Annotated in this window: 8 protein-coding genes and 1 pseudogene; 4 read left to right on the forward strand and 5 right to left on the reverse strand. The window is 68.0% G+C overall.

Annotated features, from left to right (window positions below; all coding sequences use genetic code 11):
• Positions 1-6: 6 nt before the first annotated feature.
• The 5 genes from gsiC to U4Z64_RS15900 all read right to left on the reverse strand — a co-directional run bounded on the left by gsiC (position 7) and on the right by U4Z64_RS15900 (position 6,597).
• Positions 7-927, reverse strand: a complete 921-nt coding sequence (gsiC, locus tag U4Z64_RS15880) for a glutathione ABC transporter permease GsiC (RefSeq protein WP_044842909.1) — start codon at positions 925-927, stop codon at positions 7-9.
• A gap of 67 nt (positions 928-994) precedes the next feature.
• Complete coding sequence (gsiB, locus tag U4Z64_RS15885; RefSeq protein WP_321811178.1) at positions 995-2,557, reverse strand: glutathione ABC transporter substrate-binding protein GsiB; 1,563 nt, start codon at positions 2,555-2,557, stop codon at positions 995-997.
• A gap of 129 nt (positions 2,558-2,686) precedes the next feature.
• A complete protein-coding gene (locus tag U4Z64_RS15890; RefSeq protein WP_321820442.1) occupies positions 2,687-4,636 on the reverse strand; it encodes a dipeptide ABC transporter ATP-binding protein in 1,950 nt (649 codons plus the stop codon).
• 27 nt (positions 4,637-4,663) lie between these two features.
• Positions 4,664-5,650 carry an isoaspartyl peptidase/L-asparaginase family protein gene (locus U4Z64_RS15895; RefSeq protein ID WP_124485004.1) on the reverse strand — a complete coding sequence of 329 codons (987 nt, stop codon included), beginning with the start codon at positions 5,648-5,650 and terminating at the stop codon, positions 4,664-4,666.
• Entirely contained in the window at positions 5,647-6,597 is a 951-nt protein-coding gene (locus U4Z64_RS15900) for a MurR/RpiR family transcriptional regulator (RefSeq protein ID WP_044842905.1), read from the reverse strand. The genes U4Z64_RS15895 and U4Z64_RS15900 overlap by 4 nt, the downstream gene beginning before the upstream one ends.
• Before the next feature lie 449 nt (positions 6,598-7,046).
• Here U4Z64_RS15900 and U4Z64_RS15905 point away from each other — a divergent pair, with 449 nt between their 5' ends.
• From U4Z64_RS15905 to U4Z64_RS15920, 4 genes and pseudogenes are all read left to right on the forward strand, one after another.
• Positions 7,047-8,318 (forward strand): MFS transporter, encoded by a 1,272-nt coding sequence (locus U4Z64_RS15905; protein WP_321820443.1) that lies wholly within the window; start codon positions 7,047-7,049, stop codon positions 8,316-8,318.
• A gap of 27 nt (positions 8,319-8,345) precedes the next feature.
• Positions 8,346-10,766: a glycoside hydrolase family 31 protein gene (locus tag U4Z64_RS15910; protein ID WP_321820444.1), complete on the forward strand. Its 2,421-nt coding sequence runs from the start codon at positions 8,346-8,348 to the stop codon at positions 10,764-10,766.
• Positions 10,767-10,885: 119 nt separating this feature from the next.
• Entirely contained in the window at positions 10,886-12,073 is a 1,188-nt protein-coding gene (locus U4Z64_RS15915) for a porin (protein ID WP_321820445.1), read from the forward strand.
• Positions 12,074-12,401: 328 nt separating this feature from the next.
• Positions 12,402-12,662, forward strand: a pseudogene (locus U4Z64_RS15920) (BCCT family transporter); the annotation flags it as partial.
• Positions 12,663-12,664: the final 2 nt, after the last annotated feature.

Genomic DNA, 12,664 nt, shown 5'->3' on the forward strand with positions numbered 1-12,664 from the left:
TCACGCTCACTTGAACCGGATGGTCGGGTTGATGACCGCGTACAGCACGTCGACGGTCAGGTTGATCAGGATGAATTCGAGCGAGAACAGCAGCACGATCGCCTGGATCACCGGGTAGTCGCGCATCGTGACCGCATCGACCAGCAGGCGCCCGAGCCCCGGCCAGTTGAACACGGCCTCGACGACGATCGAGCCGCCGAGCAGGAAGCCGAACTGCAGCCCCATCATCGTGACGACCGGGATCATCGCATTGCGCAGGCAGTGCTTGAGCACCACCAGCGGCTCGTGCACGCCCTTCGCGCGCGCGGTGCGCACGTAGTCCTCGTTGAGCACCTCGACGAACGACGCGCGCGTGAAACGCGCCATCACGGCCGCGACCGCGGCGCCGAGCGTCAGCGACGGCAGCACATAGCTCTTCCACGTGCCGTCCGGCACGACCGGCAGCCAGCCGAGCTTCACCGAGAAGATCTCCATCAGCAGCATGCCGAGCGCGAACGCCGGAAACGAGATGCCCGACACCGCGATCGTCATCCCGAGGCGGTCGGGCCAGCGGTTGCGCCATACCGCCGACGCGATCCCGATCGCCATCCCGAACGCCGTCGCCCACACCATGCTGACGAGCGTGAGCAGCAGCGTCGGCATGAAGCGCTCGCCGATCTCGGTCGACACCGGCCGCTTGCTGCGCGTCGACGTGCCGAAATCGCCGTGCGCGATCTTCACGAAGAAGTTCGCGAACTGCGCGGGCAGCGGCCGGTCGAGCCCGAGATCGGCACGCACCAGCGCGACCGTCGCGTCGTCGGCTTCGGGGCCGGCCGCGAGCCGCGCCGGGTCGCCCGGCAGCAGGTGCACGAACAGGAACACCAGCACCGCGACGATCGCGAGCGTGGGCAGCAGGCCGAACAGGCGTTTGACGAGAAAATTCAGCATGGGACACCGATCGAATCAGCGCGCCGGCAGCTTGCGCCGCCGGCGCCGGACAGCGGGCGAGCTGCCGTCATTTCACCGAGATTTCGTCGAAGTTGAACGAACCGTCCGGCATCACGTACATGCCGTGCAGGCGCTTGCTGCGCGCGTAGACGATCTTCTCCTGCACCAGGAAGATCCACGGCGCGTCGGCCCACACCAGCTTCTGCGCGTCGGCGTACAGCGCGGCCTTCTTCGCGTTGTCGGTCGTCTCGAGCGCCTTCGCGAGATCGTCGTCGACGGCACCGTTCTTGTAGTACGCGGTGTTGTAGAGCTTCGGCGGCGCCGACGTGGACGCGAGCAGCGGCGACAGCGCCCAGTTCGCCTCGCCCGTCGAGGCCGACCAGCCGCTGTAGTACATCCGCACCGGCGCCGCCGCCGCATCCTGCGCGCTCTCGACCTTCGCGACCCGCTCGCCGGCCTCGAGTGCCTGCACCTGCACCTTCACGCCGACCTGCGCGAGCTGCTGCTGGACGAACTGGATCAGCTTCTGCGCCGTCGAATGGTTGTACGCGGACCAGAGCGTCGACTCGAAGCCGTTCGGATAACCGGCCTCCTTCAGCAGCGCGCGCGCCTTCGCCGGATCGTACGGCCAGGGCCCGAGCTTGGTCGCGTATTCGACGCCGACCGGGGCGACGCCCGTCTGCGGCGTCGCGTAGCCGGCGAACACGACCTTTGCGAGCGCCTCCTTGTTGACCGCGTAGTTCAGCGCTTCACGCACCTTCGGATTGTCGAACGGCTTCTTCTGCGTGTTCAGCGAGATGTAGCGCTGGATGATCGACGGCCGCTCGATCAGCTCGACCTTCGGATTGCTCTTCAGGTCGGCCGCCTGCTCGAACGGAATCGTGAACGCGAAATCCGCCTCGCCGGTCTTGAGCAGCGCGGCGCGCGTGTTGTTGTCGACCACCGGCTTCCAGTCGATCGAATCGACCTTCGGATAGCCCTTCTTCCAGTAGCCGGCAAACTTCTTCACCTTCATGTCGTCGGTCTGCTTCCATTCGACGAACTCGAACGGGCCCGTGCCGACCGGATGCAGCGACACGTCGCGCCCCCACTTCTTCAGCGCGGCCGGCGAGATCATCACCGCCGACGGGTGCGCGAGCGTGTTGATGAACGCGGAGAACGGCTCGCGCAGCGTGAAGCGCACCGTCATCGGATCGACCACCTCGGTCTTCTCGATCACGCGGAACAGCCCGTAGCGCTTCAGCTTGTTCGCCGGATCGGTCACGCGGTCGAAGTTCGCCTTCACCGCGTCGGCGTTGAAGTCGGTGCCGTCGTGGAACTTCACGCCCGGGCGCAGCTTGACCGTGTAGACCTTCGCATCGGGCGACGCCTGGTAGCTCGTCGCGAGCACGTTCACGAGCTTCATGTCCTTGTCGAAGCCGAACAGCCCTTCGTAGAACGACTTCACGACGGCCTGCGACACCGTGTCGTTCGCGTCGTACGGATCCATCGTCGTGAACGTCGAGTACACGGCGACCACGACGTTCTGCTGCGCGAACGCGGGCGCGGCGACCGACAGCGCGAGCGCGCCTGCCCCCGCGGCGAACAGCGCGCGCGGGCGGAACATCGGGAACGAATGCGGCTTGTTCATTTTGTCTGGCTCCTGTGGATGATTCGGTAACGCGTGGTGGAAATCGCGGCGCGACTGCATCCGCTCCGGGAAGTGACGCCGTTGCCTGGCGCGTGCGCAGCTACGGTCCATATGCGCCTCGCCGCTCGATCAATACGCGCCGCCGACGCGATGCGTCGCGACGTAGTGATCGGGGCCGACCGCGACGAGCGGTGCGACGATCGGCTCGTCGCCGACCGCGCGGATCGGGCTCGGAATCTCGTCCGCCGCGAGCTGGCGCGGCGCATGCCGGCGTGCCGGGTCGGCCACCGGCACCGCGCTCATCAGCTTCCTCGTGTACGGATGCTGCGGCGCCTCGAACACCGCACGGCGCGGGCCGATCTCGACGATCTGGCCGAGATACATCACCGCGACCCGATGGCTGACGCGCTCGACGACGGCCATGTCGTGCGAGATGAACAGATACGCGACGCCGAGCTCGCGCTGCAGGTCGAGCATCAGGTTCACGATCTGCGCCTGCACCGACACGTCGAGCGCGGACACCGATTCGTCGGCGATCACGACCTTCGGATTCAGCGCGAGCGCGCGCGCGATGGCGATCCGCTGGCGCTGGCCGCCCGAGAATTCGTGCGGATAGCGGCGCGCGGCCTCCGGCGGCAGGCCGACCTTGTCGAGCAGCCAGTCGACGCGCGCCTGCGCTTCGCGGCCGCTCGCGACACCGTGCACGAGCAGCGGCTCCATGATCGAGAAACCGACCGTCAGGCGCGGGTTCAGCGACGCGAACGGATCCTGGAAGATGAACTGGATGTTCCGGCGCAGCGCCTGCAGGTCCTGGCCCTTCAGCGCGCTGATGTCGCGGCCGTCGAATTCGATCGAGCCGCTCTGCGATTCGACGAGGCGCAGCAGCGAGCGGCCGGTGGTCGACTTGCCGCAGCCCGATTCGCCGACGAGCGCCAGCGTCTCGCCCGCACGCAGCTCGAAGCTCACGCGCTCGACCGCATGCACGTACTGCGACACGCGGCCGAACACGCCGCTCTTCACCGGGAATCGCGTAACGAGATCGCGCACGCGCAGGATCGGCGGCGCGGCCGGATCGACGCGCGGCTGCCCGGCGGCGGGGACCGCGGCGGCATCGTTCGCATCGTTCGCATCGGCCGCATCATTCGCGTCGTTCACGGCAGGCGCCGGCGCGGCCGCGCTCGCGCCGTCCACCTTCAGCAGCGGAAACTTCTCGGGGATATCGGTGCCGTGCATCGAGCCGAGCCGCGGCACGGCCGCGAGCAGCGCACGCGTGTAGCGATGCGCGGGCGTCGCGAAAATGCGCTCGGACTCGCCCTCCTCGACCTTCTCGCCGCGATACATCACGAGCACGCGATCGGCCACTTCGGCCACCACGCCCATGTCGTGCGTGATGAAGATCACGCCCATGTTCATTTCGTCCTGCAGGCCGCGGATCAGTTGCAGGATCTGCGCCTGGATCGTCACGTCGAGTGCGGTCGTCGGTTCGTCGGCGATCAGCAGCGCGGGCCGGCACGACAGCGCCATCGCGATCATCACGCGCTGCCGCATCCCGCCGGACAACTGGTGCGGATAGCGCGCGAACACGCGGCGCGCCTCCGGAATGCGCACGAGATCGAGCAGCCGCAACGCTTCCGCGCGCGCTTCGGTCGCGCTCTTCGACTGGTGCAGCGCGATCGCCTCGCTGATCTGGTCGCCGACCGTAAACACCGGGTTCAGCGACGTCATCGGCTCCTGGAAGATCATCGCGATGTCCGCGCCGCGGATCCCGCGCATCGTCGCCGCACTCGCCTGCGCGAGGTCGACGAGCGCGCCGCCGCGGCGCCGCAACGCGATCCGGCCGCTCGTGATCTCGCCGCCGCCGTGCTCGACGAGCCGCATCAGCGCGAGCGACGTGACCGACTTGCCGGAGCCCGATTCGCCGACGATCGCGAGCGTCTCGCCGCGATCGACGTGAAACGACACGTTGCGCACCGCGTCGAACGTCGCGTTCTCTCGTCGGAACATCACCGACAGGTCGTCGACGGCGACCACGCGCTGTTCCGGCAGCACCAGCGCGGACGGGGTTCGGCTCGAAGTCATGCGAAGGTCTCCTCGTACGATCCGGAATCAGGCCGCATCGTCGCGATAGATGCCGACCACGGGCGTCTCGCCGACGCGCGCGTAGCCGCGATACATCCCTTCCGTGTTGAACGGCATCGCGACGTTGCCGTGCGCGTCGACCGCGACGATCCCGCCGCGCCCGGCCAGGCGCGGCAGCTTGTTCATCACGACGTCGTGCGCGGCGTCGGCAAGCGACGCGCCGCGATACGCCATCTGCGCGGCCACGTCGTGCGCGGTCGCGAGCCGGATGAACATCTCGCCGGTGCCCGTCGCGGAGACCGCGCAGGTCGCGTCGTCCGCGTAGCAGCCGGCACCGATGATCGGCGAATCGCCGACGCGTCCGGGCTGCTTGTTGGTGATGCCGCCGGTCGACGTCGCCGCCGCGATATGGCCGCGCAGGTCGCACGCGACCGCGCCGACCGTGCCGTGCTTGCGGTCGGGATCGAGCGGCTCGGCCGGCTGCCCGGCGCCGAACGCGAAGGTCGCCGCGTCGTGGTCGAGCATCATGCCGGCCGCCTCGCGCGCCTTGAGCCACTGCGCACGACGCGCTTCCGTGTCGAAGTAGCCGGGCTCGGCGAGTTCGAGGCCCTGTGCGGCCGCGAACGCATCGGCGCCCGCGCCCGCGAACAGCACGTGCTCGCTCGCCTCCATCACGCGCCGCGCGGCGAGGACCGGATTGCGCACGCGGGTCGCGCAGCAGATCGCGCCGGCCGCGAGCGTCGTGCCGTCCATTACCGCCGCGTCGAGCTCGTGCTTGCCTTCGGCCGTATAGACGGCGCCGCGCCCGGCGTTGAACAACGGACAGTCCTCGAGCATCCGCACCGCGACGGTGACGGCATCGAGCGCGCTGCCGCCGTCGGCGAGCACCTTCTGCGCGGCCTGCAGGATCGCGGTGAGTTCGGCGCGGTAACGGCGTTCGGTGTCGGTGTCCATCGCCTCGCGCAGGATCGTGCCTGCACCGCCATGAATCGCGACGATCGCGGATGAAGTCATGATTTTTTCGGACCGGAAGAAGAAGGGTTGGCGGCCGGCAGCGCCGCTTGCGGCTGGACCAGCCACGGCAACAGGAATTCGGTCATTTCGGCGGCGGACTTCGCGGAGCGGTGCGTGCGCAGCGCGACCGCGTCGATCAGCGCCTCGATCATCGTCAGCACGGCCGCTTCCGACGTGGCCGCGAAACGCCGCTCGGCCTTCACGTACAGGTTCAGCGACGCGATCGGTGCCAGCGGCGAACCGGGCCCGTCGGAAATGCCGAGCACGCGCGCGCCGCGCGCCGCCGCGCGGCGGGCCAGCTCGATCGTGTCCTTCACGTAGCGCGGAAACGCGAGCGCGATCACGAGATCGCGCGAGTCGGCCGTGTACAGGCGCCGCGCCGCATGCGACGGGCCGCCGAGCAGCGCGAGCGACTGCACGTTGTCGTGACACACCGACAGGCCGTGTTCCATCAACCCGGTCAGAAACGCGCTCGAACCGGCGCCGAGGATCAGCACGCGCCGCGCGCCGACGATCGCCTCGACGGCCGCTTCGACGTCGGCCGCATCCAGCTGCGCACGCGTGTTCTCGATGTTCGTGACGGCCTGGTCGAACACCGCGTCGATCCACGCGGCGCCGCGCACGCCCTGCTCCTGCTCTTGTTCCTGCGCGGAACGCAGCCGTTCGACCGGGCCGAGCGTCGCCTCGAAGCCGCGCACGAGCGCCGCGCGCATCGCCGGATAGCCGTCGAAGCCGAGCGCCTTCGCGAAGCGGTTCGCGGTCGCGATCGATGCATTCACCGCCTGCGCCAGCTCGTCGATCCGCATCGTCGCCGCGCGGAACGGATTCGCGAGCACGAACTCGCCCATCCGGCGGTGGATCGGCGTCATCCGCGGCATGGCCGAGGCGATGCGCTCCGCGATCGCGGATTCCTCGTGACTGACATCGTGCGGTACGAGCGGCGTCATGCGAATGGTTTTGCAAGGTGGATGAAAATCAATTTACACAATCCGCCGGCAGGAAAAAAATAAATTTTCATCAGGGTTGTCACGCCCATTGCCGGGCCCGGCTGATGCAGTCGGCCCGTCGACGGCCGCTCGGCCCCGGCAAGCGGGCGTTCGGCGCTCGGTCGTCACGCAACGCGCCGGATACCCCATCTGCACGCCTATCGGGAATACCCCAAGCATGTTCGTTCGAATGCAGATTCACGTTGACCTGATTCGAATTCGAACATAGGATGCTCGAAAATGATCAGTCGTCTGATAACATCGACTTTCGACAGCATCGAAATGTTCGATTGAATGTGGTCATTTCGAGGAAAGCCGGGCGAATCGGCGCTCATTAAGATCGGACATCGTACGAATAAGACTGGACGAGACGCCCTGGCCGGGCGACTTGCATGGATCAGGAGACAGCAGTGAAAACAGTCAAGGCGTTGCGCTGGTGGATCATCGTGCTGGTATGCCTCGGCACGATCCTCAACTACCTCGCTCGAAACTCCCTCGCGGTGCTCGCACCGGAACTGAAGCAGGTGTTCGCGATCTCGACGCAGCAGTACTCGTATATCGTCGGCGCGTTCCAGATCGGCTACACGATCATGCAGCCGGTGTGCGGGTTCATCGTCGACCTGATCGGGCTGCGGCTCGGGTTCGCGCTGTTCGCGATGCTGTGGTCGGTGGTCGGCGTCGCGCACGGCTTCGCGTCGGGCTGGCTGTCGCTCGGCATCCTGCGCGGCTTGCTCGGGCTGTTCGAGGCCGCCGCGATTCCGTCGGGGATGAAGGCCGTCGCCGAATGGTTTCCCGATCGCGAGAAATCCGTCGCGGTCGGCTACTTCAATGCCGGCACGTCGCTCGGCGCCGCGATCGCGCCGCCGCTCGTCGTGTTCCTGTCGATGCGGTTCGGCTGGCAATCCGCGTTCATGGTCACCGGCGCCCTCGGCTTCCTGTGGGCCGCGCTCTGGTACACGCAGTACCGCTCGCCGGCCTATCATCCGCGCCTCACGTCGCAGGAGCGCACGCTGATCCGCGACGGCCAGGCCACGATGCCGGCCGTGTCGAAGCGCCGGATTCGCGACGTCGTCACCGCGCGCCGCTTCTGGGCGATCGCGCTGCCGCGCTTCTTCGCGGAACCCGCATGGCAGACCTTCAGCTTCTGGATTCCGCTGTACCTCGCCACCGAGCGCCACATGGCGCTCACGCAGATCGCCGTGTTCGCGTGGATGCCGTTTCTCGCGGCCGACCTCGGCGGCATCGCGGGCGGCTACCTGTCGCCCTGCCTCGCGAACCGGTTCAAACTGCCGCTCGTGTGGTCCCGCGTCGCCGGCGTCGCGCTCGGTTCGGTGCTGATGCTCGGGCCGGCGATGATCGGGCTCGTGTCGTCGCCGTACACGGCCATTGCCCTGTTCTGCGTCGGCGGCTTCGCGCACCAGATGATCTCCGCGCTCGTCAACACGCTGTCGGCCGACGTGTTCGATCCCGAGGAAGTCGGCACCGCCAGCGGCTTCGCGGGCATGGCCGCGTGGATCGGCGGACTCGGCTTCTCGCTGCTGGTCGGCGCGCTCGCCGACAAGATCGGCTATGCCCCGCTGTTCGCGTGCCTCGGCCTGTTCGACCTCATCGGCGTCACGCTGCTCGCGGTGCTGATCCGCGGGCAGTCGAAGCAGGAACGCCTGCTCGCGCAACACGCCTGACCTCCGTTTTCACCAGGAATCGCCTTCATGACTTCGCTTCTTCATCCGCCCGTGTTCCGCGTCGCCGCCCGGCAGGCGAACCGTGTGCTGCTCGCGTCCGACGCGGGCGCGACCCTCGAGATCTTCGTGCTCGAGGACGACATCGTGCGCGTGCGCGTGCTGCCCGACGCGACGCCGCGCAACCCGCGCACCTGGACGATCGCACCGGGCCTCGACGACGTGCCGCTCGAGGGCCGCGACCGTCTCGACCTCGGCGGGTTCGCGCTGCCCGTCTACGACTTCGGCGAAGACGACGGCGGCGTGCGCATCGAGACCGCGCAGATCCGTCTTACGGTAAGCCGGCAAGGCGGCCATTGCACGTGGTCGATGCGTGGTGCCGACGGCACGTGGCGCGTCGTGCTCGCCGACCGCGCGACGCAGGCGTACAACTTCGGCTGGTGGGACGACCGCGCCTATCACTACGTCGCCCGCGAGCGCGGCGACAAGGTGTACGGCCTCGGCGAACGCGCGGGCGACCTCGACCGTACCGGCGCGCGCTTCGAGATGCGCAACATCGACGCGATGGGCTACAGCGCGAAGCACACGGACCCGCTCTACAAGCACATCCCGTTCTACGTGACCTGGTCGCCCGACGCGTGCCAGGGCTTCGGGCTGTTCTACGACACGCTGTCGGATTGCACGTTCGACATGGGCCGCGAGCTCGACAACTACCATGGGCTGTACCGCTACTTCGTCGCCGAGCACGGCGATCTCGACTACTACTTCATCGCATCGCCCGACACGCCGCTCACGGCCGCACGGCGCTTCACGTGGCTCACCGGGCGCCCGGCGCGCACGCCGAAATGGGGGCTCGGCTATTCGGGATCGACGATGAGCTACACCGACGCGCCGGACGCGCAGCGCCAGATGAACCGGTTCGTCGAGCAGTGTGAATCGCACGACATCCTGTGCGATTCGTTCCACCTGTCGTCGGGCTATACGTCGATCGGCGCGAAGCGCTACGTGTTCAACTGGAACCGCGAGAAGTTTCCCGACGCGAAGGGTTTCGTGAAGCACTACCGAGACCACGGCATCCGCCTGTGCGCGAACATCAAGCCGTGCCTGCTGCGCGACCATCCCGCATTCGAAGACGCTGCAGCGCGCGGGCTGCTGATCCGCTCGGCGTCCGGCGAACCCGCGTGGGTGCAGTTCTGGGACGAGGTCGGCGCATATATCGACTTCACGCAACCGGACGCTTGCCGCTGGTGGCGCGAGCAGGTCACGTCGGCGCTGCTCGACTACGGGATCGAGTCGACCTGGAACGACAACAACGAATACGAGATCTGGTCGCCCGACGCGATCGCGCACGGCTTCGGCCAGCCATTTCCCGCGCGCGAGGCGAAAGTGCTGCAGACGATGCTGATGATGCGTGCGTCGCGCGACGCGCAGCGCGCGCATGCGCCGGCGCAGCGGCCGTTCCTCGTGTCACGCTCCGGCGGCGCCGGCATGCAGCGTTATGTGCAGACCTGGTCCGGCGACAACTACACGTCATGGGAAACGCTGCGCTACAACCTGAAGATGGGCCTCGGGCTCGCGCTGTCGGGCGTGTCGAACATCGGTCACGACATCGGCGGCTTCTCCGGTCCCGCACCGTCGCCCGAGCTGCTGCTGCGCTGGGTCCAGTTCGGCATCTTCATGCCGCGCTTCAGCATCCATTCGTGGAATGACGACGGCACCGTCAACGAACCGTGGATGTATCCGGAGATCACCGCGCGGATCGCGTCGCTGATCAAGCAGCGCTACCGGCTGCTGCCTTATCTCTATCACCTGCTGTGGCTGTCGACCACGCGCTACGAGCCCGTGCTGCGGCCGACCTTCGGCGACTTCCCCCGCGACCCGCGCTGCTACGACGAATGCGACGACATGATGCTCGGCGACGCGCTGCTCGTCGCGCCGGTGGTCGACCCGGGCCGCACGGAGCGCACGGTCTACCTGCCGTCGGGCGCGCGCTGGCTGTGCTGCGCGAGCGCGCGATCGTTCGACGGCGGCGCGAGCGTGACGCTGCCCGCGCCGCTCGACACGCCGGTGATGCTGTTGCGCGAAGGCCGCGTGCTGCCGCTGAACGTCGCCGAGCAACGCTTCGGCGCGCGCGCGGACACGCGCGGCTTCCTCGTCGCGCCGCGCATCGAGGACGGTGTCGCATACGGCGAATGCGTCGAGGACGACGGCGAAACGGAAGCGTGGCGCGACGGCGAATACGGGCTGTGGCGCATCGAGACCGGCCGCCAGGCGTCGGGCGAACTCGGCGTGTCGGTCCGCTGGGACGGCCGCATGCATCGCCCCGCCGAGCGCCTCGAGATCCTGCTGCCGGCGTCGCTGCAAGGCGCGCTTGCGGTGCGCGGCGCGCGCGTCGAGCACGATGCGCGGGACGGCGCGTGGCGTCGCCTCGTCGTGGCGCTCGACGACTGACCGCGCACGCTCGGGCAAGCGCCGAGCCATGTTCGGGCGGACCGCGCACGCGGCCCGCCCCGCCATCCAAGAGGAGGCCGTCCAGCCTCCCGCCCCCTGAAGAGACCTGGAGATCGACAATGAAGGCACCGCATCATCATTATGTAATCCTGATTTTATCCGCCGCGTCGCTCGGCGCTTCCGCCGCCCATGCGCAGAGCAGCGTGACGCTGTACGGCGTGGTCGACGATTCGCTCGCGTACGTGAACAACCAGCAAGGCCACTCGAACGTGTACATGCGCGACGGCAACCTGTATGCGTCGAAGTTCGGGCTGCGCGGCGACGAGGATCTCGGCGGCGGCACGCACGCGATCTTCGACCTGCAATCCGGCTTCAACCTGAACACCGGCGCGCAAGCCGCCGCCGGCACGATCTTCAACCGCCAGGCCTTCGTCGGGCTGCGCAACGACCATTACGGCACGGTGACGGCCGGCCGCCAGTACACGCCGTACTTCCTGCTGGTCGGCCCCTACGCGTCGAGCAGCTGGCTGACCGGTGCGACCGGCGCGCATCCGGGCGACATCGACGGCCTCGACACGACCATCCGCGTGAACAACTCGGTCACCTATACGTCTCCGATCTTGTCCGGGCTGACCGCGAGCGCGATGTACGCGTTCGGCGGCATCGCCGGCGCGACCGGCAAGGGCAATACGTTCAGCGCCGCGCTGCGCTATGCGAACGGGCCGGTCGGAATCGCGGCCGGCTACCTGCGCATCAACAGTTCGGGTTCGTCGGCGGGGTTCCTGAATCCGGCGACCGCGGCGTCGGGCAGCTTCGCCGTGTCGGTGCTGAACCAGGGCTACCTGACCGCGAAGGCCGTCGAGCAGGTCGCGACGGCCGGCAACTACACGCTCGGCAACCTGACGATTGGCCTCAACTACTCGAACGTGAAGTACCTGCCCGGCAACGGCTCCGCGTTCGCGAATACGGCCGTGTTCAACACCTACGGCGCGCTCGCCGCGTACCGCTTCACGCCGACCTTCTCGGTGGCCGGCGCGTTCGCGTACACGCTCGCGTCGAAGGCGAACGGCGTGTCGAACGCGGCCCGCTACCAGCAGTATTCGCTGAAGGAGTCGTACAGCCTGTCGAAGCGCACGACGCTCTATGCGCTGCAGGCGTATACGCATTCGAGCGGGCGCACGCTCGGCGCGCAAGGTGCCGGCCATATCGTCGACGCGGCGCCGATCGTCGGCGACTCGCAGCAGCTCACGCCGTCGACGACGCACGGCCAGTTCGTCGGCATGGCCGGGATCGCCGTGACGTTCTGAAATCGCGGCAGCGCATCGCCTGCCGGCGCCCCGGACGGTCCGCATCATCCGGGGCGCCGGATTCCGCGCCTCGTCTGCGCTCGGTCTGCGCTCCGTCGCACGCGCCGCGCAGTGCGAGGGTTTTCGCGATCGGCCCGATACCCTACAATTCATCAGGTTAATCCCTGCTGCTTGCCCCTTCTTGCAGTCCCGACACCGCGCTACACTCGACGCACGCCGTATCAGGGTCCGACGTGCGACGCGCGCGCCGGGCGGCGTCGCGCCTCGTTGCGCCCACAACTGGATGCCAGCCATGCCAGGTTCCCGTCCCTCCACCCCCACGGCGTTCGAGCCGCAGGCCGTCGCCCCCAGCACGCCCGCCACCGCGCGCGAGGCCATGCTGATGCCCTTCTTCCACTGGGGCTTCCATGCATGGGCGATCTACGGGCTGACGGGGCTCGTGCTCGCGTACTTCGGTTTCCGCTACAACCTGCCGCTGACGCTGCGGTCCGGGCTGTATCCGATGCTGCGGGAGCGCGTGAACGGCCGGATCGGCCACGCGGTCGACGCGTTCATCGCATCGTGCGGACGCGTGGCCTCCGACGGAGTCGC

It is taken from the genome of Burkholderia sp. BCC1996 (assembly GCF_905339955.1).
Classification (GTDB): Bacteria; Pseudomonadota; Gammaproteobacteria; order Burkholderiales; family Burkholderiaceae; genus Burkholderia.

Coding starts and splice junctions, on each gene's coding strand:
- U4Z64_RS15895 (WP_124485004.1), bottom strand. CDS start 5,650: ATGACTTCATCCGCGATCGTCGCGATTCATGGCGGTGCAGGCACGATC.
- U4Z64_RS15915 (WP_321820445.1), top strand. CDS start 10,886: ATGAAGGCACCGCATCATCATTATGTAATCCTGATTTTATCCGCCGCG.
- gsiB (WP_321811178.1), bottom strand. CDS start 2,557: ATGAACAAGCCGCATTCGTTCCCGATGTTCCGCCCGCGCGCGCTGTTC.
- U4Z64_RS15900 (WP_044842905.1), bottom strand. CDS start 6,597: ATGACGCCGCTCGTACCGCACGATGTCAGTCACGAGGAATCCGCGATC.
- U4Z64_RS15890 (WP_321820442.1), bottom strand. CDS start 4,636: ATGACTTCGAGCCGAACCCCGTCCGCGCTGGTGCTGCCGGAACAGCGC.
- U4Z64_RS15910 (WP_321820444.1), top strand. CDS start 8,346: ATGACTTCGCTTCTTCATCCGCCCGTGTTCCGCGTCGCCGCCCGGCAG.
- gsiC (WP_044842909.1), bottom strand. CDS start 927: ATGCTGAATTTTCTCGTCAAACGCCTGTTCGGCCTGCTGCCCACGCTC.